The following is a 23,442-nucleotide window of genomic DNA, read 5'->3' as shown; positions in this document are numbered from 1 at the left end:
CCCGGGATCACCCGTCCATTCCTATGGCGTACAAAGTCCACCGCCCGGTTGCCCCACCCTTTCGTACCACCCATAGACTGAACCTCCAGCAGGTGGTTACACGCTCGAAAGGCGCCCCCGTGTCCATCGGCAACTCCCCCGAAGACGACAGGCCTTCAGCCGAAGACGACCGGCCTTCGATCGGCCACGTGCTCCAGCAGGCGCGTGTCGGCGCAGGCCTCACCGTCGACGAGGTCAGTACCTCCACCCGGGTGCGCATCCCCATAGTGCACGCGATCGAGGAGGACGACTTCTCCCGCTGCGGCGGTGACGTGTACGCCCGCGGGCACATCCGCATGCTCGCCCGCGCCGTCGGGATCGATCCCGACCCGCTCGTCGCGCAGTACGACGACGAGCACGGCGGCCGCCCCGCGCCGACCCCTGCCGCGCCGCTTTTCGAAGCAGAGCGCATCCGTCCCGAGCGGCGTCGCCCCAACTGGACCGCGGCCATGGTCGCGGCGATCGTCGTGGTGGTCGGTTTCGCCGGCTTCACGCTCTTCAGCGACAGCGAAAGCAGCGGCGGCAACCTCGCGGAAGGGCCCGCGGAGGCCGGGTCCACGCCGACCAAGGCTCCGACGACCAGGCCCGCCGACCCCAAGCCCGAACCGTCGGAGAGCGCCATCGCGGCCGTCCCCAAGGACAAGGTCACGGTGAAGCTGTCCGCCACCGGCGACAAGAGCTGGATCTCCGCCAAGTCGCACAACGGCAAGCTGCTCTTCGACGGCCTGCTGCTCAAGGGCGAGAGCAAGACCTTCCAGGACGACGAGCGCGTCGACCTGATCCTCGGCAACGCCGGGGCGATCGAGCTGTTCGTGAACGGCAAGAAGGTCGAGGACGAATTCAAGATGGGCGGCGTGGAACGGCTCTCCTACACGAAGGGTGACCCGGAGGTCGGCTGAGCCTGCGGAGCGTGAGGACGGCCCCGACCCTCGCGGCCGGGGCCCGGGCCGGGACAAAGTAGTCTTGAGCGCATGCCCGAACGCCGTACCGTCGCCCTTGTCACTCTCGGCTGCGCCCGTAACGAGGTGGACTCGGAGGAGCTTGCAGGCCGCTTGGCAGCGGACGGCTGGGAGCTCGTCGAGGACGCCTCCGACGCGGACGTCGCCGTGGTGAACACCTGCGGATTCGTCGAAGCCGCCAAGAAGGACTCCGTCGACGCCCTGCTGGAAGCCAACGACCTCAAGGACCATGGGAGAACCCAGGCCGTCGTGGCCGTGGGCTGCATGGCCGAGCGGTACGGCAAGGACCTCGCGGAGGCACTGCCCGAGGCGGACGGTGTGCTGGGCTTCGACGACTACGCCGACATCTCCGAGCGTCTGCAGACCATCCTCAGCGGCGGCGTGCACGCTCCGCACACCCCGCGCGACCGGCGGAAACTGCTCCCGCTGAGCCCCGTGGAGCGGCAGCAGGCCACCGGCGTGGCGCTGCCGGGCCACGGTGACGCCGTGCCCGTGCCCGCGGACCTGCCGGAAGGCGTCGCCCCCGTGTCCGGTCCGCGGGCGCCGCTGCGCCGCCGCCTGGGCACCAGCCCCGTCGCCTCCGTGAAGCTCGCCTCGGGCTGCGACCGGCGCTGCACCTTCTGTGCGATCCCGTCCTTCCGCGGCTCCTTCGTCTCGCGCCGCCCGGCCGATGTGCTCGGTGAGACGCGCTGGCTGGCGGAGCAGGGCGTCAAGGAGATCATGCTGGTCTCCGAGAACAACACCTCGTACGGCAAGGACCTCGGCGACATCCGTCTGCTGGAGACGCTGCTGCCCGACCTGGCAGCCGTCGACGGCATCGAACGGGTGCGGGTCAGCTATCTGCAGCCCGCGGAGATGCGCCCCGGCCTGATCGACGTGCTCACGTCCACGCCGAAGGTCGCCCCGTACTTCGATCTGTCGTTCCAGCACTCCGCGCCCGGTGTGCTGAGGGCGATGCGGCGCTTCGGCGACACCGAGCGGTTCCTCGAGCTGCTGGAGACCATCCGGGGCAAGGCGCCGCAGGCGGGCGTGCGCTCCAACTTCATCGTCGGGTTCCCCGGCGAGAGCGAGGTGGACTTCGCCGAGCTGGAGCGCTTTCTCTCCGCGGCGCGTCTGGATGCCATCGGCGTCTTCGGGTACAGCGACGAGGAGGGCACGGAGGCCGTCACCTACCAGGACAAACTGGACGCCGACGTCATCACGGAGCGGCTCGAGCATCTGTCGCGCATCGCGGACGAGCTCACCGCGCAACGCGCGGAGGAGCGTCTGGGCGAGACGCTGGAGGTGCTGGTGGAGTCCGTCGACGACGAGGACGGCGCCGTGGGCCGGGCCGCCCACCAGGCGCCGGAGACCGACGGCCAGGTCGTTTTCACCTCCGCCGAAGGCCTGGAGCCCGGTCGTATGGTCGTGGCGAAGGTCGTGGGCACCGAGGGCGTCGACCTGGTGGCCGAGTACTGCGAGGTCCTGGGGGCCGGCTCCCGGACCCCTGACGAGGAGGCGGGCAGATGACCGGAGTGCCGGCATCCGCGGCGGGCGGGTCCGGAAGGCCGGCGCCCGGCGGCAAGCTGGGCGCTGCGGCCGTGAACCAGGCCGGCCTGTGGAACATCGCCAACCTTCTGACCATGGTGCGGCTCGTGCTGGTGCCCGCCTTCGTGCTGCTGCTGCTGCAGGACGGCGGCTACGACCCGGCCTGGCGGGCATGGGCATGGGCGGCGTTCGCGGTGGCCATGATCACCGACATCTTCGACGGGCACCTGGCCCGCACGTACAACCTGGTCACCGACTTCGGGAAGATCGCGGACCCGATCGCCGACAAGGCGATCATGGCGGCTGGGCTGATCAGCCTCTCGGCGCTCGGCGACCTTCCGTGGTGGGTCACCGGCGTCATCCTCTTCCGTGAGCTCGGCATCACGCTGATGCGGTTCTGGGTGATCAGGCACGGGGTGATTCCGGCCAGTCGCGGCGGCAAGATGAAGACCCTCGCCCAGGGCACCGCGGTCGGCATGTACGTGCTCGCGCTGACCGGGCCGCTTGCGACCCTTCGGTTCTGGGTGATGGCTCTCGCCGTGGTCCTGACGGTGCTCACCGGCCTCGACTATGTGCGGCAGGCGGTCGTACTGAGGCGCAAGGGGCTTGCGGCGGAGCGGACGGCGGCGGGCTCCCCGAGGTGACCGGTGCGGCCAGAGTGCTGGCACTGCTTGCCGAGCGTGGCGAGACGCTGGCCGTCGCGGAGTCCCTCACGGGCGGTCTGGTGGCCGCGGAGCTCACGTCGGTACCCGGGGCGTCCAAGTCCTTCCGGGGGTCCGTCACGGCTTACGCCACCACCCTCAAGAGGGATGTTCTGGGCGTGGACGGGAGTCTGCTTGTGGAGCACGGAGCTGTGGATCCACAGGTCGCCGCCCAGATGGCAGCCGGGGTACGGGACGCACTGGGCGCGGACTGGGGCATCGCCACCACCGGGGTGGCAGGTCCGGAACCGCAGGACGGGAAGGCCGTCGGGACGGTATATGTGGCTGTCGCGGGTCCGGCGGGCGTCGGGAATGTGGCCGCATTGCGGTTGAACGGCGACCGCGGGGAAATCCGTAGAGAGAGTGTACGGAGTGTGCTCGACCTGCTCCGTGACGAACTGCACGGGAACAGGCCTGCACAGGATACGGAACAGAACGGGGGGAATTGATGTTTGCAGCCCTGAGTGAACACGACATCGCTCCCCGCACGGCCGCGGCGCAAGGCGGTACGGTGGGGCGTGAAGGATGCGGCTACGCGGTCCGAGGAGGGAGCCACCGATGATTCTGCTCCGTCGCCTGCTTGGTGACGTGCTGCGTCGGCAGCGCCAGCGCCAGGGCCGTACTCTGCGCGAAGTCTCCTCGTCCGCCCGAGTCTCGCTCGGCTATCTATCCGAGGTGGAGCGGGGGCAGAAGGAGGCATCCTCCGAGCTGCTCTCCGCGATTTGCGACGCGCTTGACGTACGGATGTCCGAGCTCATGCGTGAAGTGAGCGACGAACTGTCACTGGCCGAACTGGCCGAGTCGGCAGCCGCCAGCGAGCCGGTGCCTGCGCCAGTACGTCCGATGCTGGGCTCCGTCTCCGTGACGTCGGTGGCAGGTGTGCCGACGGAGCGCGTGACGATCAAGGCACCCGCGGAGGCGGTCGACGTCGTCGCCGCCTGATCAGCAGGCACTGCACGATCCTGCACGGCTTGGTTTGCACCTGGCCCTGGTCGGTACTCGAGTACCGGCCGGGGCCTTTTGCTTGCGCTTCTGTCCCCGGATGACCCTTTTCGGTAGTTGTGTAATCGTGGTCGGTAGTCGCGAAACCGAGTGGAGGACCTGGATGTCTGTCGTGAAGAGCACTCTGTCCGATGCGGACCTCAAGACGGTCGGTGAAGCACTGAAGGGCGCTCTGGTCGATCTGGTCGACCTCGCACTGGTGGCCAAGCAGGTGCACTGGAACGTGGTGGGCCCCCGCTTCAGGTCCGTGCACCTCCAGCTCGACGAGGTCGTCGACACAGCACGACAGCACTCCGACACGGTCGCGGAGCGCTCCTCCGCGATCGGTGTGACGCCCGACGGGCGGGCGGCGACGGTGGCGGCACGGAGCGCGATCGGCTCCGTGCCGGAAGGCTGGGTCAAGGATGTCGACGTCGTTCGGACGATGGTCGACGCCCTCGGAGCCGTCATCGGGCGGATGCGGGAGCGCATCGAGGCCACGGAGAAGCCGGACCCGGTGAGCCAGGACATCCTGATCCAGCTCACGGCCGACCTCGAGAAGCACGCCTGGATGTTCCAGGCCGAGAGCGCATGACGTCGAGCGCGCAACCGAGGTCCGCGCGCGCCGGGTCGGCCAACCGTGCGCCCTCCCCGCGGCCCAGCACGTCGCACTAGCGTGGGCCGGAGGAGGCAGCCATGGCGGTACGCGGGGCGGTCCTCGTGCCCGTTGTCGTGCTCGGGTTCGTGGTGGGCGCATTGTGGTGGTGGGCCGTGCTGCGGCTCGTCCTGGTCCCGGAGCACTCGGGCGTCGTCGAAGGGGCGGTGGCCGCGGGGGGCTGGGGCCTCAGTCTGCTTCCGGTGCATGCGACGGCCGCCCGGCGCCGCACTACCACGGCATCACGACGCCCCCGTTCGGGCGGAATATCTGACCTGTCGTGAACGACGAGGCGTCAGAGGCGAGATGGAGCACGGTGTGGGCGACGTCCTCCGGCTCGCCGACGCGGCGCAGCGGGGACGCCCGCACCATCGCTGCCTCCGTCCGCTGCTGCAGGCCGGCCTCATGACGGTCGGTCATCGGTGTGCGGACCCAGCCCGGGGCGACGGCGTTCACCCGGATCCCATGCGGGCCGAGTTCGGTCGAGAGCGTCCGGGTGAGCTGGATCACGGCCGCCTTTGAGGCGCTGTAGCAGAGCAGGCCGGCGTTGGCCGCGTCGACGGCGCCCGAGGCCATGGTGACGATCGAACCGCCGCCGCCCCTGGCGAGCATGGCGCGGGCCGCCTCCTGGCAGGCGTACAGCACCCCTTTGAAGTTGACGGCCATCACGCGGTCCAGGTCCTCGTCCCGGGTCTCGAGGATCGGACTCGTGTGCATGATCCCGGCCACGGCGGCCATGACGTCGAGCCGATCCGCGCAGGCGACCGCGGCGGCGAGGGCGGCGCGATCGGAGACGTCGACGGTGTGGGTGAGGGCCTTGCCGCCGGTGGTTCCGATCAGGGAGCGGGTCCCGTCGAGGCCGTTCTCGTCCACGTCGGCGCAGTGGACGACGGCACCCGCTTCGGCGAGCAGCACGGCGCAGGCGCGGCCGATGCCGCCGGCCGCGCCGGTGACGAACGCGGTGCGGCCGGTGAGGTCGTACGCCGTGACGGCCATGGAGGGACCGTAGACGTGAACTGACGGGTCGTCAATTGCATGCGGCTGGGCGGTTCCGATGTTCAGGCGGCGGGGCCGGTCTGGCAGCGCGGGCACCAGTAGGTCGGGCGTTCGCGGCTGCCGTCACCCTGGTCGGCTTTGCGGACAGGGGTGCCGCAGCGGGGGCAGGGGCGGCCCTCGCGGCCGTAGACGTACAGCTTCTGGGACGGATTGCGGCCGCTGGTCATGGTGCGCCGGTCGAAGCGCTGCTTGTTGGCCTCGAGGAGGCGTTGCGCGGTGGCCACCAGTCGCTCGGGGATGCCGGCGGGCAGTTCGCCGACCGGCAGCCAGGGCGTGACACGGGCGAGGAAGGCAAGCTCCGACTTGTAGACATTGCCGATACCGGCGAGGTTCCGCTGGTCGAGGAGGGCTTCGCCGAGGGGGCGGGCCGGGTCGGCGAGAAGGTTCGCCACCGCTTTGGCCGGGTCCCAGTCCGGGCCGAGCAGATCGGGCCCCAGGTGGCCGACGGCCTGCTCCTCGTCGGCGGTGCGGAGCAGTTCGACGACGGGAAGGCGATAGCCGACGGCGGTGCGCTCGGCGTTGCCGAGGATCGCGCGGATCTGGTGGGCGGGCCCGCCGTCCCAGCGCGCACCGGTGTCGTAGACTCGCCAGGAGCCGTCCATCCGCAGATGCGAGTGCAGGGTCAGTCCGCCCTCGAACCGCGTGAGGAGATGCTTGCCGCGCGGTGTCACGTCCAGAACAGCGCGGCCGGTGAGGTCCGCCGTGGCGAAGCGGGGGACGCGAAGGTCGAAGCGGGTCAGGACCCGGCCCGCCAGCGCCGCATGCAGACGGTGGGCGGTCAGCCAGACGGTGTCTCCTTCGGGCATGGCATCCATGATGCGCGAGAAGCGGCCGCCGGGCGGGGCACGGCCGGGTCATGGGCGCAGGCGCAGCCCCCTCGGCGTGGCGTGGAACCCGGCCGTCTCCAGGGCACGGGCGAGCGGTGCGGTCAGGGCCGGGGCTCCGTTCGCGCGCTCCACCGTGACCGTACCGAGCGCGCCCTCGCGGGCCGCCGCGGCGAGGGCGCCGGCCGCCGCGTGCAGTGCGGGCGAATCGGGGTCGGTGGCCCACGCCAGCAGTGTCTTGCCGCCGCGCTCCATGTACAGCGTGAGCTCGCCGTCGACCAGGACCACCAGGGACCCCGCCTTGCGGCCGGGCTTGTGGCCGGCGCCCTCCGGCGGCTCGGGCCAGGGCAGCGCGGCCCCGTAGGCATTGGCCGGGTCGGCGGCCGCCAGCACCATCGCGCGGGGCGCCGCCTGCCCCTCCGACCGGTCTCGCGCCGTGGACGCCGCGCGCAGACGGTCGACGGCGCCGTCCATGGCGAACTGCGCGGCACCCAGTCCTTCGACGACATAACCCCGGCGCGCTTGTCCGCTGTCCTCGAAGGCCGACAGAACGCGGTACGTGGCGGAGAAGCCGCCCTCGACGCCCTCGGCCGCCACCGCGCCCCGCGTCACCACACCGTGGCGGTCCAGCAGAGTCCGCGCCCGGGCGTGCGCCCGGTGGGTCGGCTCCGGCTCGAGGGCCGGCAGCAGCGACCAGCGGCCGCTCACCGTAGGTGGACCGGTACGGGAGGCGGGACGGGCCGCGGCCGTGAGGCCGCCGTACCGGCCGCGGGGGACGGTGCGCCTGGCGCGATGGGCGGTGGACCCGGCGGTTCGGCCGGAGCCGAGCAGGGCGCGCAGCGGCGCCAGGGTGTCGTTGGTGAGCCGACCGGACCACGCGAGATCCCAGAGGGCATCGGCAAGTTGCGGATCGGTGGCGTCCGGGTGCGTGGTCGCTCGCACCTGGTCGGCGATCTGGCGGAAGAACAGGCCGTAGCCGCCGGAGAGGACCGTGAGCACCGACTCGTGCAGCGCCGTCACCTCCAGCGGGTGCGGCTGCGGTAGCAGCAGGGGCGCGGCGTCGGCCAGATAGAGGGAGATCCAGCCGTCCTTGCCGGGCAGGGCACCCGCGCCGGCCCACAACACCTCACCGGTCGTGGTCAGTTCGTCGAGCAGGGCGCCGCTGTAGTGCGAGACGCGGGACGGCAGGATCAGTTTCTCGAGGGCGGAGGCCGGCACCGAGGCGCCTTGGAGCTGCTCGATGGCGCGGGCCAGACCGTCGATGCCGCGAAGGCTGTTGCTGCCGAGGTGCTGCCACTGGGGCAGGAAGGAGGCGAGCGCGGCGGGCGGCACCGGCTCCAGCTCCTGGCGGAGCGCGGCCAGTGAACGCCTGCGCAGGCGGCGCAGCACCCCTGCGTCGCACCACTCCTGACCGATGCCCGCCGGATGGAACTCGCCCTGCACGACCCGGCCGCTCGCGGCGAGGCGCTGCAGGCCGCCCTCGGTGACCGCCACGCCGAGCCCGAAGCGGGCGGCGGCCTGGGCGGAGGTGAAGGGGCCGTGCGTGCGCGCGAACCGGGCGAGGAGGTCACCGAACGGGTCCTTGACCGGTTCGGTGAACGCCTCGGGGACACCGACGGGCAGGGCCGTGCCCAGCGCGTCGCGCAGCCGCCCGGCGTCCTCGACCGCCGCCCAGTGGTCGGAGCCCGCGATGCGGACACGGATGGCGCGGCGGGACGCGGCGAGTTCCTTCGGCCAGGCCGGATCACTGCCCCGCTCGGCGAGCTCGGCGTCGGTCAGCGGACCCAGTACGCGCAGCAGGTCTGCCACGCCCTCCACGTCCTTGGCCCGCCGGTCGCCGGTGAGCCACTGCAGCTCCCGCTCCAGGTCGGTGAGCACCTCCGCGTCCAGCAGTTCCCGGAGCTCCGCCTGGCCGAGCAGCTCGGACAGCAGCCGGGAGTCCAGCGACAGAGCGGCCGCCCGCCGCTCGGCGAGGGGGGAGTCGCCCTCGTACAGGAACTGGGCGACATAGCCGAACAGCAGCGAGCGGGCGAAAGGCGACGGCTCGGGGGTCGTGACCTCGACCAGACGGACACGGCGGGACTCGATGTCTCCCATCAGCTCGGTGAGCCCGGGGACGTCGAAGACGTCCTGGAGGCATTCGCGGACGGCTTCGAGGACGATGGGGAAAGAACCGAACTCGCTCGCCACCTGCAGCAGTTGGGCCGCCCGCTGGCGCTGCTGCCACAGCGGCGTGCGCTTGCCGGGACTGCGGCGCGGCAGCAGCAGCGCACGGGCCGCGCACTCGCGGAACCGGGAGGCGAACAGGGCGGAACCACCGACCTGATCGGTCACGATCTGACCGATCTCGCCCGCTTCGAAGACGGCGTCCGCGGCGCCGACGGGAGCCTGCTCGCTGTCGAACGACGAATCGATGTGCACCGGGTCCTGGTCCAGGAGATCCAGACCCATCAGGTCGGCGTCGGGCAGCCGCAGCACGATGCCGTCGTCGGCGTGCATCACCTGTGCGTCCATGCCGTACCGCTCGGCAAGACGGGCGCCGAGCGCCAGCGCCCACGGCGCGTGCACCTGGGCGCCGAACGGGGAGTGGATCACGACCCGCCAGTCGCCCAGCTCGTCGCGGAAGCGCTCCACCAGGATCGTGCGGTCGTCGGGCACGTGGCCACAGGCCCGGCGCTGCTCGTCCAGGTAGGCGAGCACATTGTCCGCCGCCCAGGCGTCGAGGCCGGCGGCCAGCAGGCGCAGCCGGCCGTCCTCGGCCGACAGGCCGCCGACCTCGCGCAGGAAGGCGCCGACCGCGCGACCGAGCTCCAACGGGCGGCCCAGCTGGTCGCCCTTCCAGAACGGCAGCCGGCCCGGGACGCCGGGGGCGGGGGACACCAGCACCCGGTCGCGGGTGATGTCCTCGATCCGCCAGGAGGTGGTGCCCAGGGTGAACACATCGCCCACCCGTGACTCGTAGACCATCTCCTCGTCGAGCTCGCCGACCCGGCCGCCGCCCTTCTTCGGGTCGGCACCGGCAAGGAAGACGCCGAACAGTCCGCGGTCCGGGATCGTGCCGCCGGAGGTGACGGCCAGGCGCTGCGCCCCCGGACGGCCCGTGACCGTGCCCGCCACCCGGTCCCAGACCACCCGGGGCCGCAGCTCTGCGAACGCGTCGGACGGATAACGGCCGGCGAGCATGTCGAGGACCGCCGTGAAGGCGGACTCGGGCAGCGAGGCGAACGGCGCGGCCCGGCGCACCAGCGCCAGCAGGTCGTCGTACTGCCAGCTGTCCAGGGCCACCATGGCGACCAGCTGCTGGGCCAGCACGTCCAGCGGATTCGACGGGATGCGCAGCGATTCGATCGAGCCCGTGCGCATCCGCTCGGTGACGACCGCCGCCTGCACCAGGTCGCCCCGGTACTTGGGGAAGACCACGCCCGTGGACACCGCGCCCACCTGATGGCCCGCGCGGCCCACCCGCTGCAGGCCGGAGGCGACGGACGGCGGGGACTCGACCTGCACGACCAGGTCCACCGCGCCCATGTCGATGCCCAGTTCGAGGCTCGAGGTGGCGACGACCGCCGGTAGCCGGCCCGCCTTCAGATCCTCCTCGACGAGAGCCCGCTGCTCCTTGGAGACCGAGCCGTGGTGGGCGCGGGCGAGCAGCGGAGGGGCCCCCTGCGCCGCACCGGACTGGGCCATGATCTCCGCCGGCGGCGCGTCCTGTGGCATGGGGGCGCCGGTGGCCCGCTCGTACGCGATCTCGTTGAGGCGGTTGCACAGCCGCTCCGCCAGCCGGCGGGAGTTGGCGAAGACGATCGTGGAGCGGTGGGCCTGGACGAGATCGGCGATGCGCTCCTCGACATGCGGCCAGATCGACGGCTTCTCGGCGACCCCGTCGCCGGCGTCGGAGGCGGGGGAACCCCCGAGTTCGCCCAGGTCCTCGACCGGGACGACCACCGAGAGGTCGAACTCCTTGCCGGAAGGCGGCTGGACGATCTCCACCCGGCGCTGCGGCGACAGATAGCGGGCCACCTCGTCCACCGGACGGACCGTCGCCGACAGGCCGATCCTGCGGACCGGGCGGGGCAGCAGCCCGTCGAGGCGCTCCAGGGACACGGCGAGATGCGCGCCCCTCTTGGTGCCCGCGACAGCGTGGACCTCGTCGAGGATCACCGTCTCGACACCCGTCAGCGCGTCCCTGGCGGACGACGTGAGCATCAGGAACAGCGACTCGGGCGTGGTGATCAGAATGTCCGGAGGCCTGGAGACCAGCGACCGGCGCTCCGCCGCAGGGGTGTCGCCCGAGCGGATGCCGACCCGCACATCGGGCTCGGCCAGGCCCAGCCGCACCGACTCCTGCCTGATTCCGGTGAGCGGGCTGCGGAGATTGCGCTCCACGTCGACCGCGAGGGCCTTCAGCGGTGACACGTACAGCACGCGGCAGCGCTTCTTCGCCTCCGCAGGCGGGGGAGTGGACGCCAGCCGGTCCAGGGCGGCCAGGAAGGCGGCCAGCGTCTTGCCCGAGCCCGTCGGAGCCACCACCAGGACGTCCGAGCCCTCGCCGATGGCCTTCCACGCTCCCTCCTGCGCGGCGGTGGGCGCGTTGAACGCCCCCGAGAACCAGCCACGGGTCGCGGGGGAGAAGGAGTCGAGCGCAGTCCTGGCCATGCCCACCATCGTGCACCCGACCACTGACATCGAGAGTGGTACGCGGGTTCCGGCGGTCGCGGCTCCGACACCGACCGACGCCCTGCCGGGTTGTCCGCACGTCGTTCTGCCGGCCGGCGGAGCCTGATCGACGCGCACCCGGCCTTCGTGTCCAGGACCTGGACCGGCCGTCCCGCCGGATCGTCGCCGGGCGCAGAATGGCCGCATGGAGAAGGACCCGGCGCCGGACACGAAGGGCGAGTGGGCACGGCACTGGCAGTACCCGGGCGTGCCCGGCCTGGACCTGCTGCAGGCCCGCTACGTGCGCCACTCCTTCCCCCGGCACAGCCATGAGGGATTCGTCTTCGGCGCCGTCCGCCGCGGTATCGAGGACGTGTTCCTTCCCGAGGGCACCGTGCGGGCAAGGCCCGGCACCGTCGTCATGATCAACCCGGAGGTGCCGCACTCGGCCAAGGCCGGTGTCCCGGAAGGCTGGGTGTACTCCACCCTCTACCCGTCCTCGAAGCTCGTGGCCACGATCGCGGAGGAGACGACGACGCTGCGCGGGACGGCCGGCTTCGCCGAGACGATCGTCGAGGACCCGGACACCGCCCGGCTCGTGCACGAGGTGCACCGTGCGGCCGAGGCGGGCAACGCCCTCGCCGCGGACAGCGTCCTGCGCCTCACCGTCGCCACACTCCTGCGGCGCCACGGGCGCTCCCTCCCGGCCCGTACACCCCTCGCGGCAGGGGCGCGGACAGCGGCAGCCGCCAAGCAGCTCCTCGAGGAGCGGATGGCGGACCCGCCGTCCCTCGAGGAACTGGCGCAGCAGCTCGGCGTCAGCCCGTTCGCGCTGCTGCGGGCCTTCAAGGCGGCCTACGGGTTGCCGCCGCACACCTGGCTCACGGACGCGCGAGTCCGGCGCGCCCGCCTCCTCCTGGACGTCGGCACACCTCCTTCCGAGGCGGCCGTCGCGGTCGGCTTCACCGACCAGCCCCACCTGAACCGCCACTTCACCCGGATCGTCGGCGTCCCTCCCGGGGCGTACCGGCGAGAGCGTGCAAGAACGTACAAGACCGCGGGCGGGGGCCCTGCGTAACGTCCCCGACGTGGCAGAACAGACAGCTCGACCAGACATGGCCGCCGGGGAGGGACCCGGGGAAGCGGTGCCGTGCGTGACTCTCGCCGTGTCCGTTCCCGGAACACCGCCGGAGCCGGGGGACGCGTCCGCGGCCCGGCAGGATTCCGCGCCGTGCGAAGGATCGTCCGCACCGGGGGAGACGACGCCCGGGCGGGGGGACGGGCCGGCTCCGAAGCCCGACTCGGCCGTCGTCAGGGACGCACTCGGCGTCGGGATCGCCGTAGGTCTCTCCGGCTTCGCCTTCGGCGTGACCTCCGCCGGGTCCGGCCTGACCCTCCTGCAGACCTGCGCGCTCAGCCTGTTCGTGTTCACCGGGGCGTCGCAGTTCGCGCTCGTCGGCGCGATCGCCGCCGGCGGCAACCCGCTCGCCGCCGCGGCCGGTGCCTTCTTCCTGGGTGTGCGCAACGCCTTCTACGGGCTGCGGCTGTCGCAACTGCTCGCGCTGCCCCGCTTCGTACGGCCCTTCGCCGCGCACTGGGTCATCGACGAGACCACCGCCGTCGCCCTGGCGCAGCCCACACGGCGCAGCGTGCGGATCGGCTTCACCCTCACGGGCCTCACCCTCTACGTGCTGTGGAACCTGACGACACTGCTCGGCGCGCTCGGTGCGGAGGCCCTCGGTGACACCGAGGCGTGGGGACTGGACGCGGCGGGCCCGGCGGTCTTCCTCGCACTGCTCGCACCGATGCTGCGTACGGCCACGGAAAGGGCGGCGGCAGGGCTCGCGGTGCTGCTCGGGCTCGGCTTCCTGCCCGTGCTGCCCGCCGGGGTGCCGGTGCTCGTCGCGGCCCTGGCCGCCCCCGCGGTGCTGTGGCTCAAGGGGCGGGCGATCGGTGACCACGCCGGCCGGACGACGCGTACGCAGAGGAAGGAACAGGACCGATGAGCATATGGATCGCGATCGCAGCGACGGCGGTCGGCTGCTACCTCGTCAAGCTGGTCGGGCTGCTCGTACCGGCCCACACGCTCGAGCGGCCTCTCGTACAGCGGCTGGCGGCGCTGCTGCCCGTCGCCCTGCTGGCTGCGCTGACCGCGCAGCAGACCTTCAGCACCGGCCAGTCGCTCGTCGTCGACGCGCGGGCCACGGGGCTCGGGGCCGCGGCGCTGGCGCTGCTGCTGCGTGCGCCGTTCCTGGTGATCGTGGGGGCCGCCGTGGCCGTGACGGCGGGGGTGCGGGCGCTGGGCGGCTGACCCGCCCCGACAAAGGTCGGCCGGTCATGGCCTCACCCGATGGGGTGGCCGTGCGCCCGCAGGGTCCGCAGCGCCTCGATCGTCACGATCGGCCGTGCCTCCAGAGCGGTGCCGGGGGCCCATTCACGCCAGGTGATGGGCCACCCGCCGTCCTGCTGCTGCTCACCCGCCAGGTGCTCCAGGGAACGGGCCATCTCCTCGTCCGTGAACCAGCGGCGGGCCAGTGAATCGGGTGTTCGGGCGTAGTCGTGCGCGAAGTGGTGCTCGCCCGGTGCGTAGCCGGGGGCGACGGGCTGGTCGTCGAGCCGCCCCGGCTCCAGGGCGACGAGCCGCTGCTCGCGCACGATCCGGCCGAGCCGGTCCGCCGCGGCCTCCGCGCGGGGGCGGTCCGGTACGCCGTCGAGGAACGCCACGGCCGCCTCGATCTCGTAGGGGTGCGACTTCTCGATCCCGTCCACCGCGGACCAGCAGAAGTCGGTGGCCCGGAAGAGCCACGCGTGCCACACCTGGTTGCGGTGCAGCAGACCGACCACCGGGCCCGTCGCGAGCAGCTCGCTCGGCGGGTCGTCGACGACCCGCAGGAACGGAGCGGCCGGATAGCCACGCTGGGAGGGGTGAACGGCCGGCAGCGCGCCCTCCTTCGTGGACACATCGGTGAGGTAGCGGCACATGCGCTCCACCCGCATGCCGCCGCAGCGGCCGATGGAGTCGAGCACCCGCAGGGCGTGACCGGTGTGCAGCGGCTGACTGACCGGGCCGCGCAGATCCGGTTCGAGGGCGTGGCCGTAGCCACCGTCCTCGTTGAGGTAGGCGGCCAGTGCTGTTTCCACCGCATCAGGGCTGCCGCCGAGGAAGTCGTGGGCGAACCGCCGCTGCTCGAGCACCCGGGCCGTCAGCCAGATGAAGCGCTCGGCCCGCGCGAGCGCGGACGCGGGAGAAGGGTCGGTGGTTGCTCCGTTTCCAGCCATGTTCCAGACGGTAGAGCGGAAAGTGCTTTCGGCAAGGGGTACGGACAGGGCTGCACTCTCAGGAGCTGGATACTGGGGGCATGCGGTTGACGATTTTCTGGGAGCGCATGGCGGACCACTTCGGTGCGGCGTACGCGGACTCCTTCGCGCGGGATCATGTGATGGCCGAGCTGGGCGGCCGTACGATCCAGGAGGCACTGGCCGCGGGATGGGAGACGAAGGACGTGTGGCGGGCCGTCTGCGCAGCCATGGACATTCCTGCCGACAAGCGGTGAGACCCTGCCGACAAGCGGTGGGACACCGGACGGACGGCCTGCGGTCACCGCTGTGAGCCACACTGGCGAGGGCCGGCCCGACGGGACGGCCCGCGGACGCCGGCTCCGGACGGGACCGCATGACGACGCCACCGCCCCGCGCGCGACCGCGCAGGGCACGACCGCCGCGCCCGCGACCGCGCACCACAGACCCACAGGACGGGAACCGCTGACGACATGACCGCTGACGAGAAGACCGTGCAGGACACGGTCGCGTCGGACGAGGCCGCAGTCGGGATCCCGGCGCAGGGCACTCCGCCGGCCTCTCCGCCTCCCGGCTCGGCGGCCGGCGGCGGCGGTGCGGCCCGCATGCCGCGCTGGCTGCCGCGCGCCCTGATCCTGGCGCTGGCGCTCTACGCCTGCTTCCAGCTCGGGAGTTGGGCCTTCCACCAGCTCATCGGCCTTCTGATGAACATCCTGATCGCCTTCTTCCTGGCGCTTGCGATCGAGCCCGCGGTGGGGCGGATGGCGGCCCGAGGCATGCGCCGGGGCCTCGCCACCTTCCTGGTCTTCTTCGCGGTGCTGGGCGCCGGGATCGGGTTCGTCGTGCTGCTGGGCTCGATGCTGGCCGGACAGATCGTGCAGATGGTCGAGGACTTCCCCCAGTACCTCGACTCGGTCATCCGCTGGATCAACGGCACCTTCCACACGGAGCTGTCCCGGGTGGAGGTCCAGGACAGCCTGTTGCGTTCGGACTGGCTGCGGAAGTACGTGCAGAACAGTGCCAGCGGGGTGCTGGACGTGTCGGCCACCGTGCTCGGCGGTCTGTTCAAGCTGCTGACGATCTTCCTGTTCTCGTTCTACTTCGCCGCCGACGGGCCCAGACTGCGCCGCGCGCTGTGCTCCGTACTGCCTCCGGCCAAGCAGACCGAGGTCCTGCGGGCCTGGGAGATCGCGGTCGACAAGACCGGCGGATACCTCTACTCGCGCGGGCTGATGGCGCTGATCTCCGGGATCGCGCACTACATCCTGCTGGAGATCCTCGAGGTGCCGTACGCCCCGGCGCTCGCGGTCTGGGTCGGGCTCCTCTCCCAGTTCATCCCGACCATCGGCACCTACCTGGCCGGTGCGCTGCCGATGCTGATCGCGTTCACCGTCGATCCCTGGTACGCGGTGTGGGTGCTCGGCTTCGTCGTGATCTACCAGCAGTTCGAGAACTACGTGCTGCAGCCGAAGCTCACCGCAAGGACGGTCGACATCCACCCGGCGGTGGCCTTCGGCTCGGTCGTCGCGGGCACCGCGCTGCTGGGGGCGGTCGGCGCGCTCATCGCGATCCCGGCGGTCGCGACCCTCCAGGCGTTCCTCGGCGCGTACGTGAAGCGGTACGCCGTGACCGACGACCCGCGGGTCCACGGGCACCGGAGGCATGGTGGCGGCCGGGCGCTCGCGCGGGTGCGCAGCGCCCTCCGGAGCGGCAGCGGTGTGCCGTCCACGCCCCAGGGCGCAGCGGGCGCCGTGCCCCCGCAGACCGACGCAGAGAGCTGAGCGGAGGCCCGGATCGCGCGGGTCCGGATGCCCGGGTGGTCCGCTTGACAGTAAAATCGAACATCCATTCTTATGGGATCCCGGCCCTCGTTCCCGCGAGTTATCCACAGGCCGGCCGGACGTCGGGGCCCATTGTCAGTGGCAGGGGTTAGCGTCTTTGACGTGAAGCGATCGACACAAGCAAATCGGGTGGAACCCATGGCAGGAACCGACCGCGAGAAGGCGCTCGACGCCGCGCTCGCACAGATTGAACGGCAATTCGGCAAGGGTGCCGTGATGCGACTGGGCGAGCGGCCGAACGAGCCCATCGAGGTCATCCCCACCGGGTCGACCGCGCTCGACGTCGCCCTCGGCGTCGGCGGCCTGCCGCGCGGACGTGTGGTGGAGGTGTACGGACCGGAGTCCTCCGGTAAGACGACCCTCACCCTGCACGCCGTGGCCAACGCCCAGAAGGCGGGCGGCGCGGTGGCCTTCGTGGACGCGGAGCACGCCCTCGACCCCGAGTACGCGAAGAAGCTCGGCGTCGACATCGACAACCTGATCCTGTCCCAGCCGGACAACGGCGAGCAGGCGCTGGAGATCGTCGACATGCTCGTCCGCTCCGGTGCGCTCGACCTGATCGTCATCGACTCCGTCGCCGCCCTTGTGCCCAAGGCGGAGATCGAGGGCGAGATGGGCGACTCGCACGTCGGTCTGCAGGCGCGGCTGATGAGCCAGGCGCTCCGCAAGATCACCAGCGCGCTCAACCAGTCCAAGACCACCGCGATCTTCATCAACCAGCTCCGCGAGAAGATCGGCGTGATGTTCGGCTCCCCCGAGACCACGACCGGTGGCCGGGCGCTGAAGTTCTACGCCTCCGTGCGTCTCGACATCCGCCGGATCGAGACCCTCAAGGACGGTACGGAGGCGGTCGGCAACCGCACCCGCGTCAAGGTCGTCAAGAACAAGGTCGCCCCGCCCTTCAAGCAGGCCGAGTTCGACATCCTCTACGGCCAGGGCATCAGCCGCGAGGGTGGTCTGATCGACATGGGCGTGGAGCACGGCTTCGTCCGCAAGGCCGGCGCCTGGTACACGTACGAGGGCGACCAACTCGGCCAGGGCAAGGAGAACGCCCGCAACTTCCTGAAGGACAACCCGGATCTCGCCAACGAGATCGAGAAGAAGATCAAGGAGAAGCTCGGCGTCGGCGTCAGGCCGGAGGCCCCGGCGGCGGAGCCCGGTGCGGACGCGGCTGTCGCGGCGGCGCCTGCCGAGGACGCGGCGAAGTCGGTGCCCGCGGCTGCCTCCAAGGCGAAGTCGGCCAAGACGGCGGCGGCCAAGGGGTAGCGCATGGCCGCCCGGCGTACCGAATGGCCGGGTGACAGCCCCGACTCGTCGAGGGCCGAGAAGGAGCTGTCGCCCAAAGACCCGGCTGAGCGGGCGCGGGCAATCTGCCTGCGCCTGCTCACCGGGACCCCGCGCACCCGCAAACAGCTCGCGGACGCGCTGCACAAGCGGGAGATCCCCTCGGAGGTGGCCGAGGAGGTCCTCTCCCGTTTCGAGGACGTGGGACTGATCAACGACGCCGCCTTCGCCGACGCATGGGTGGAGTCCCGGCACCACGGCCGCGGCCTCGCCCGGCGGGCCCTGGCGCGGGAGCTGCGGACCAAGGGCGTCGACTCGGAGTTGATCGACGAGGCCGTGGGCCGGCTCGACTCCGACCAGGAAGAGGAGACGGCCCGCGAGCTGGTGGCGCGCAAGCTGCGCTCCACCCGAGGCCTCGACCGGGACCGGCGCCTGCGCCGGCTGGCCGGGATGCTGGCCCGCAAGGGCTACTCGGAGGGCATGGCCCTGCGGGTGGTCAGGCGGGCGCTGGAGGAAGAGGGCGAGGACACAACGGACTTGGACGAGGCGGGCACCTAGGGACGGGCCGCACCCCGTGGGACACGCGGCCCCGCCCGCCATGGGGGCACCTGGGCGTGGGGGGCGCCGCCCGCGCCGGCCATGGACCGCGTCGCAAGGGGGCGCGGCCCCGCCGTTCGCCTCGTCGCATCGCCCCGGACGCCTCTGGCCGTGGGCCGCACCCGGGGTCACGCGATTTCGCCCCGGCATCGCCGGCCGAGGTGGCGCTGCCGGATCGCCTCGCAGGGGATGCGCCGAGGCACCATCGCGTATCCGGTCGCATCGCCCCGGACGCCTCTGGCCGTGGGCCGCACCCGGGGTCACGCGGTTTCGCCCCGGCATCGCCGGGCGCGGCTCCGTATCGGTCGTGGGGCGCCGGTCGCGTCGGCCGCGCCGGAAAGCGACCGCCGGCCGGTTCGGCCGGTCGCCTCTGGCGGGGACCGGGGGCACGCCAGAGGTCCGCGGAGGACAGGCGTGGCCGGGCGGCGCGATCGGTCCCTCGGGCTACCGGGCGACCGGTAGGCCCGACGCCTTCCACGCCTGGAAGCCGCCGACGAGGTCGGTCGCGCGGCGCAGGCCCAGTTGATGCAGGGAAGCGGCCGCGAGGGAGGAGGCGTAGCCCTCGTTGCAGATCACCACGATCCGCAGGTCGTGACCGACCGCCTGCGGGAGGCGGTGACTGCCCCGGGGATCCAGCCGCCATTCCAGTTCGTTGCGCTCCACGACCAGCGCCCCCGGGATCAGCCCGTCGCGCTCGCGCAGCGCCTGGTAGCGGATGTCCACCAGCAGTGCCCCGGCGGCCGCAGCCTCGAAGGCCTCTTCCGGGCCCAGCCGTTGGAGGCCCTGCCGTACGCGCTCCAGGTGCTCGTCGATACCCAGCGGTTCGCTCACTGCCAGTCCTCCGGACGCTCGACCTGCTCCAGACGCAGGACCGCTCCCGACCGGCTGAAGCGCCTCATCAGCGGCAGCGGAGGGTAGTAGGCATGGACGGAGACGGCGTGCTCGACGGGTGACTCGTTGAGCACCTCGTGCACATGATGCCTGCCGAAGGCCCGCGACTGGCCGGTGCCCAGGAGGCGTTCGCGGTCCACGCCGTCGTCGAGCTCGAGTGTCTTCCAGCCGCTCGCGGGCAGCCGGACGGCGAGGGAGTGTTCCGTCAGCCTGCCCTCGGCCGTCGCGAACGCGCCGACGGACTCGGCGTGATCGTGCCAGCCGGTGCCCGTGCCGGGCGGCCAGCCGATCAGCCACGCCTCGCTGCCGCGCGGTCCTTCGAGTCGCAGCCAGGTGCGGCCCTCGGGGTCGAGGGGGAGTGAGGCGATCAGCTTCTTGTCGGTGGCGGCGTGGCGCACGAAGTCCAGCAGCTCCGCGGAGGTCGGCGCGCCGGGCTCACTCGGAGCGGGTGGCCCGAAGCCCGTGACGGGCGAGGGCGGACCCACGGCAGGGGCCGGAGGAAGGACCGCAGGGGGAAGGGATGCAGGGTGGGACACGGAAACCGTCCTGGGTTCGCTGGAGTGCGCGCGGGCAGAGCAGGCCGCAGCGCAGAGGGAAGGCGAAATCAGCAGGACGGCCGACACACGCAGCCCGCATAGCGGACGAGGTCCATATGGACCCTCCGCCACAGGCGCACATCGGTGTCGGTCACGTTCCGGAGTACACCATGCCCGACATCGAGAATCAATCGCTGTCCGCAGTGCGGTCGGAGCCCTTGGGACCCTCCGTGGTCCGTGCTCCTCCTCGTGCGATGTCCGCGGCGGCGTGGAGTTCCGAGGGCCGCACCCCCGCGAAGGCGGCCACCAGATGCCCGTCGGGACGCACCAGCAGCACGGTGTGCGCGGCGGCGCCCGGGTAGCTCTCCGTCACCAGCAGTTCGGCCTCGACCGGCAATCCGGACACGGCGGTCGCCAGCCTCGGCATGATGCCTGCGCCGACCCAGTGGCGCCGGTCCCACACGCCGGTGCCCGGAGCCACCAGTACGACGAGCAGACGCCCCTGCCCCAACCGGTCCCACAGCAGGGCCGAGGTGCCGTCGGGAGCCGTGACCCGTACGTCGGCGACCGGTGAGCCCGGCCCCGCGCCGGTGAGGGCCGGCGGGCCGGTGGGCACCGGGGTGAGGGGGGAGTGCGCGTATACGGGCGGAGCGCCGAGTGCGCCCTGCCCGAGATGCGCGTCGGTGAGCATCGCGTCGTGCCCCCGGGCGGCCCCGGGGAGGTACATGCGCAGCCCGCCGCCGCTGCGCAGTATCGGCAGTGACTGGTCGGCGGCGCGCAACCGCGCGGCGACAGCGGTGCGCCGCTCCGCCTGGTAGCTGTCCAGGAGTGTCTCGGAGGCGCCGTGGTGCCAGGCCTGCGCCAGCTTCCAGGCCAGGTTGTCCACGTCCCGCAGTCCTTCGTCGAGACCCTGGGTGCCGACGGCCCCCATCAGGTGGGCCGCGTCACCGGCGAGGAAGGCCCGGTCGACGCGCCAGCGACGGGCGAGCCGGTGGTGGAGGGTGTGGACGCCGGTGTCGAGCAGTTCGTACGGCGGGGCCTGGCCGCACCAGCCGGTCAGTGTGTCGCGGATCCGCGCCACCAGGGCCTCGGGCGTGACCAGTTCGCCGCGGGGCGGGAGGAGCCAGTCCAGCCGCCAGACGCCGTCCGGGAGCGGGCGCGCGGTGATCTCCGCACCGCCGGAGCTCCACGGCGGCCGGCGGTGCAGCAACGCTTCGCCGGACCAGGGCAGTTCGGTGCGCAGGGCGGCCACGGCGTGACGTTCCACCGCCGTACGGCCGGGGAAGCGGATGCCGAGGAGCTTGCGGACCGTGGACCTGGCGCCGTCGCACCCCACGACGTAGCTCCCCCGCCACCAGGTCGGGGAGGGCCCTCTGGTGTGCACGCCGACCCCTCCGGCGTCCTGTTCGAGCGAGTCGAGGCGGCTGTCGGTGACCAGCCGTACGAGCCGGTGCTCCCTGGCGGCGTCGCGCAGCCCGCGGGCAAGACTGTGCTGGGGGATGTGCAGCGGTGCGGCGGGACCTCGGCCGTCGTCCTCGGTGTCGTCGAGGGGCAGCTGCCGCAGGTCCTGCTTGCGCAGCATCGACCGCCAGCCGGTCCACCGGGCTCCCTCGTCGTGCACGGTGTCGCAGCCGAGCCGCTCCATCAGGGCAGCGGTGTCCGGGCGGAGAACGACGGTGCGGGCGGGCCGCGGCTCGTCCTTGCCGTTGCCCTCGTCGAGCACGACGGAGGGGACGCCCTGCGCGGCGAGGGCGAGGGAGAGCGCGAGTCCGACCGGGCCGGCGCCGACCACGATCACCGGGTCCACGGCGTGACTCCTCGGGCCCGGAGGGACGTGCGGGGATGTGCTGTTGGAGCCCGGTGCGCGATCACAGAACGTATGCAACCCACTGCCGGTGCCCGCGTCAAGCGACACCGGGAGCGCGGCGAGGGGCGGTGGCCCGTGGCCACCGCCCCTCAGCGGTCGAACATCCGATGAACCGTCAGACGGCGCGTCCGTCATCGTTCTTGCCGACTCCGGGCTCGGCCACGGGCTCCTCCGCGCCGCCGGGTGCGGTAAGGACGGCGCCGCTGCTCTTCTTGGCCCGCCGCAGCCTGCGCTCCAGCCAGGAGGCGAAGGTGGTGAGGATCAGGTTGAGGACGATGTAGATCAACGCGACGACGACGAAGCTCGGGATGACATTCGCGTAGAACGCGGAGAGAGTCGAACGCGCGTTGAGCAGTTCCGCGAAGGCCAGCACCGCGCCACCGAGTGCGGTGTCCTTGACGATGACCACGAGCTGGCTGACCAGCGCCGGCAGCATTGCGGTGACGGACTGCGGCAGCAGGATGCTCGTCATCGTCTGGCCCTTGCGCAGCCCGATGGCCTTGGCGGCCTCCGACTGGCCCTTGGGCAGCGACAGGATGCCGGCCCGTACGACCTCGGCGAGGACCGACGCGTTGTACAGCACCAGGCCGGTGACCACGGCGTACAGCGGACGCAGATCACTGCTGATGTTGGTGTAGCGCGAGTAGAGCTCGTTCGCGAACAGCATCAGGAGCAGGACCGGAATGGCGCGGAAGAACTCCACGACCACGCCCGCCGGAACGCGGACCGAGCGGTGGTCGGAGAGCCGGGCGATGCCGAAGATCGCACCCAGCGGGAGCGCGATGACCATGGCGAGCGCCGCGGCCTTCAGCGTGTTGGCGAGGCCGGGCAGCAGATAGGTCGTCCATGCCGCGGACTGGGTGAACGGCTTCCACAGCGACCATTCGAGCTGTCCGTGGTCGGCCATGACGCTGAGGACCCACCAGATGCCCAGCGCCAGCAGCACGAGGAAGACGGCCGTGTAGACGATATTGCGCCGCTTGGCCCGGGGGCCGGGGGCGTCGTAGAGAACGGACGTCATCGTTTCACCGCCACACGCTTGCCGACCCAGCCGAGGATGAGACCGGTGGGAAGGGTCAGAACAACGAAGCCGAAGGCGAAGATCGCCGAGATGAGGACGAGCTGTGCCTCGTTCTCGATCATCTCCTTCATCAGCAGGGCCGCTTCCGCCACACCGATGGCCGCCGCGACCGTGGTGTTCTTGGTGAGGGCGATCAGCACATTGGTGAGCGGACCGACGACCGAGCGGAATGCCTGCGGGAGAACCACGTTTGAGAGGACCTGGGTGAAACTCAGCCCGATGGCCCGTGCCGCCTCCGCCTGACCGACCGGCACCGTGTTGATGCCGGACCGCACCGCCTCGCACACGAACGCAGCAGTGTAGGCAGAGAGCCCGAAGACAGCGAGCCGGAAGTACTTGGCCTCGAAGTCGTCGGCCGCGCCCAGCGTCATGCCGAAGACGTCGGCGAGACCGAGCGAGGAGAAGACGATGATCACGGTGAGCGGGATGTTCCGGACCACGTTCACGTAGACCGTACCGAAAGAGCGCATCAGGGGCACCGGGCTCACTCGCATCGCGGCGAGGACGGTGCCGAGCACCAGGGAGCCGATTCCGGAGAGGACGGTGAGTTGCACCGTCACCCAGAACGCCCCGAGCAAGTCGTAACCTTCAAGAAAGTCGAACACGATCTCCCGCGCTTCCGCGTGTGGGAGGGCCCGGCGCGCCGCCCC

The 23,442-nt window shown here is 71.6% G+C and carries 23 protein-coding genes; 13 read left to right on the top strand and 10 right to left on the bottom strand.

The genetic code is table 11. The features are described 5' to 3' along the window. Nucleotides 1-119 precede the first annotated feature (119 nt). From IE198_RS31000 to IE198_RS30975, 6 genes are all read left to right on the top strand, one after another. Nucleotides 120-938 (top strand): helix-turn-helix domain-containing protein, encoded by an 819-nt coding sequence (locus IE198_RS31000; RefSeq protein ID WP_189892641.1) that lies wholly within the window; start codon nucleotides 120-122, stop codon nucleotides 936-938. Between the two features lie 72 nt (nucleotides 939-1,010). Beyond that, nucleotides 1,011-2,507: a 30S ribosomal protein S12 methylthiotransferase RimO gene (rimO, locus tag IE198_RS30995; RefSeq protein WP_189892640.1), complete on the top strand. Its 1,497-nt coding sequence runs from the start codon at nucleotides 1,011-1,013 to the stop codon at nucleotides 2,505-2,507. Further along, complete coding sequence (gene pgsA, locus IE198_RS30990; protein ID WP_189892639.1) at nucleotides 2,504-3,169, top strand: CDP-diacylglycerol--glycerol-3-phosphate 3-phosphatidyltransferase; 666 nt, start codon at nucleotides 2,504-2,506, stop codon at nucleotides 3,167-3,169. Before rimO ends, pgsA begins: the two co-directional genes overlap by 4 nt. Next, on the top strand, nucleotides 3,166-3,675 hold the full coding sequence (locus IE198_RS30985) for a CinA family protein (RefSeq protein WP_189892638.1): 510 nt from the start codon (nucleotides 3,166-3,168) through the stop codon (nucleotides 3,673-3,675). Before pgsA ends, IE198_RS30985 begins: the two co-directional genes overlap by 4 nt. A gap of 109 nt (nucleotides 3,676-3,784) precedes the next feature. Beyond that, the gene (locus IE198_RS30980; RefSeq protein WP_100109497.1) at nucleotides 3,785-4,168 is read left to right on the top strand and encodes a helix-turn-helix domain-containing protein; all 384 of its coding nucleotides are present in this window, start codon (nucleotides 3,785-3,787) and stop codon (nucleotides 4,166-4,168) included. Between the two features lie 163 nt (nucleotides 4,169-4,331). Further along, nucleotides 4,332-4,802: a Dps family protein gene (locus tag IE198_RS30975; RefSeq protein WP_189892637.1), complete on the top strand. Its 471-nt coding sequence runs from the start codon at nucleotides 4,332-4,334 to the stop codon at nucleotides 4,800-4,802. A 291-nt stretch (nucleotides 4,803-5,093) separates the two neighbouring features. On the opposite strand, the gene IE198_RS30970 is transcribed toward IE198_RS30975, so the two are convergent. The 3 genes from IE198_RS30970 to IE198_RS30960 all read right to left on the bottom strand — a co-directional run bounded on the left by IE198_RS30970 (nucleotide 5,094) and on the right by IE198_RS30960 (nucleotide 11,398). Then, the gene (locus IE198_RS30970) at nucleotides 5,094-5,858 is read right to left on the bottom strand and encodes an SDR family NAD(P)-dependent oxidoreductase (protein WP_189892636.1); all 765 of its coding nucleotides are present in this window, start codon (nucleotides 5,856-5,858) and stop codon (nucleotides 5,094-5,096) included. A gap of 62 nt (nucleotides 5,859-5,920) precedes the next feature. Next, nucleotides 5,921-6,724 carry an Fpg/Nei family DNA glycosylase gene (locus IE198_RS30965; RefSeq protein WP_189892635.1) on the bottom strand — a complete coding sequence of 268 codons (804 nt, stop codon included), beginning with the start codon at nucleotides 6,722-6,724 and terminating at the stop codon, nucleotides 5,921-5,923. 48 nt (nucleotides 6,725-6,772) lie between these two features. Further along, nucleotides 6,773-11,398, bottom strand: coding sequence for an ATP-dependent helicase (locus IE198_RS30960; RefSeq protein WP_189892634.1), 4,626 nt, complete (start codon nucleotides 11,396-11,398; stop codon nucleotides 6,773-6,775). A gap of 205 nt (nucleotides 11,399-11,603) precedes the next feature. Here IE198_RS30960 and IE198_RS30955 point away from each other — a divergent pair, with 205 nt between their 5' ends. The 3 genes from IE198_RS30955 to IE198_RS30945 all read left to right on the top strand — a co-directional run bounded on the left by IE198_RS30955 (nucleotide 11,604) and on the right by IE198_RS30945 (nucleotide 13,709). Then, nucleotides 11,604-12,476, top strand: coding sequence for a helix-turn-helix transcriptional regulator (locus IE198_RS30955; RefSeq protein ID WP_189892632.1), 873 nt, complete (start codon nucleotides 11,604-11,606; stop codon nucleotides 12,474-12,476). A gap of 76 nt (nucleotides 12,477-12,552) precedes the next feature. Next, nucleotides 12,553-13,404, top strand: coding sequence for an AzlC family ABC transporter permease (locus IE198_RS30950; RefSeq protein ID WP_373300034.1), 852 nt, complete (start codon nucleotides 12,553-12,555; stop codon nucleotides 13,402-13,404). Beyond that, a complete protein-coding gene (locus tag IE198_RS30945) occupies nucleotides 13,401-13,709 on the top strand; it encodes an AzlD domain-containing protein (protein ID WP_189892630.1) in 309 nt (102 codons plus the stop codon). The genes IE198_RS30950 and IE198_RS30945 overlap by 4 nt, the downstream gene beginning before the upstream one ends. A 32-nt stretch (nucleotides 13,710-13,741) precedes the next feature. Here IE198_RS30945 and IE198_RS30940 read toward each other — a convergent pair whose 3' ends face one another. Then, a complete protein-coding gene (locus tag IE198_RS30940; protein ID WP_189892627.1) occupies nucleotides 13,742-14,677 on the bottom strand; it encodes a hypothetical protein in 936 nt (311 codons plus the stop codon). An 80-nt stretch (nucleotides 14,678-14,757) separates the two neighbouring features. Between IE198_RS30940 and IE198_RS30935 the strand changes: the two genes are divergently transcribed. The 4 genes from IE198_RS30935 to recX all read left to right on the top strand — a co-directional run bounded on the left by IE198_RS30935 (nucleotide 14,758) and on the right by recX (nucleotide 18,378). Further along, complete coding sequence (locus IE198_RS30935; protein WP_100109506.1) at nucleotides 14,758-14,952, top strand: DUF3046 domain-containing protein; 195 nt, start codon at nucleotides 14,758-14,760, stop codon at nucleotides 14,950-14,952. A 348-nt stretch (nucleotides 14,953-15,300) separates the two neighbouring features. Then, complete coding sequence (locus IE198_RS30930) at nucleotides 15,301-16,476, top strand: AI-2E family transporter (protein WP_189892657.1); 1,176 nt, start codon at nucleotides 15,301-15,303, stop codon at nucleotides 16,474-16,476. Between the two features lie 198 nt (nucleotides 16,477-16,674). Next, a complete protein-coding gene (gene recA / locus IE198_RS30925) occupies nucleotides 16,675-17,802 on the top strand; it encodes a recombinase RecA (protein ID WP_189892625.1) in 1,128 nt (375 codons plus the stop codon). A gap of 3 nt (nucleotides 17,803-17,805) precedes the next feature. Continuing rightward, nucleotides 17,806-18,378 carry a recombination regulator RecX gene (gene recX, locus IE198_RS30920; RefSeq protein WP_189892623.1) on the top strand — a complete coding sequence of 191 codons (573 nt, stop codon included), beginning with the start codon at nucleotides 17,806-17,808 and terminating at the stop codon, nucleotides 18,376-18,378. A gap of 483 nt (nucleotides 18,379-18,861) precedes the next feature. On the opposite strand, the gene IE198_RS30915 is transcribed toward recX, so the two are convergent. The 6 genes from IE198_RS30915 to IE198_RS30895 all read right to left on the bottom strand — a co-directional run bounded on the left by IE198_RS30915 (nucleotide 18,862) and on the right by IE198_RS30895 (nucleotide 23,397). Next, nucleotides 18,862-19,248, bottom strand: coding sequence for a rhodanese-like domain-containing protein (locus tag IE198_RS30915; protein WP_189892621.1), 387 nt, complete (start codon nucleotides 19,246-19,248; stop codon nucleotides 18,862-18,864). Then, complete coding sequence (locus tag IE198_RS30910) at nucleotides 19,245-19,844, bottom strand: cupin domain-containing protein (RefSeq protein WP_189892619.1); 600 nt, start codon at nucleotides 19,842-19,844, stop codon at nucleotides 19,245-19,247. The genes IE198_RS30915 and IE198_RS30910 overlap by 4 nt, the downstream gene beginning before the upstream one ends. A 68-nt stretch (nucleotides 19,845-19,912) precedes the next feature. Further along, nucleotides 19,913-19,960: a hypothetical protein gene (locus tag IE198_RS36805; protein ID WP_309506048.1), complete on the bottom strand. Its 48-nt coding sequence runs from the start codon at nucleotides 19,958-19,960 to the stop codon at nucleotides 19,913-19,915. Between the two features lie 71 nt (nucleotides 19,961-20,031). After that, entirely contained in the window at nucleotides 20,032-21,651 is a 1,620-nt protein-coding gene (locus IE198_RS30905) for an FAD-dependent monooxygenase (RefSeq protein WP_189892617.1), read from the bottom strand. 175 nt (nucleotides 21,652-21,826) lie between these two features. Beyond that, nucleotides 21,827-22,732: an amino acid ABC transporter permease gene (locus IE198_RS30900; RefSeq protein WP_189892615.1), complete on the bottom strand. Its 906-nt coding sequence runs from the start codon at nucleotides 22,730-22,732 to the stop codon at nucleotides 21,827-21,829. After that, nucleotides 22,729-23,397 carry an amino acid ABC transporter permease gene (locus tag IE198_RS30895; RefSeq protein WP_189892613.1) on the bottom strand — a complete coding sequence of 223 codons (669 nt, stop codon included), beginning with the start codon at nucleotides 23,395-23,397 and terminating at the stop codon, nucleotides 22,729-22,731. Before IE198_RS30895 ends, IE198_RS30900 begins: the two co-directional genes overlap by 4 nt. Nucleotides 23,398-23,442: the final 45 nt, after the last annotated feature.

Source organism: Streptomyces xantholiticus, from assembly GCF_014651015.1.
In the GTDB taxonomy this organism is placed as follows: domain Bacteria; phylum Actinomycetota; class Actinomycetes; order Streptomycetales; family Streptomycetaceae; genus Streptomyces; species Streptomyces xantholiticus.
Note: the sequence above shows the minus strand (reverse complement) of the source record. Positions and strands in the feature narration are given on the sequence as shown.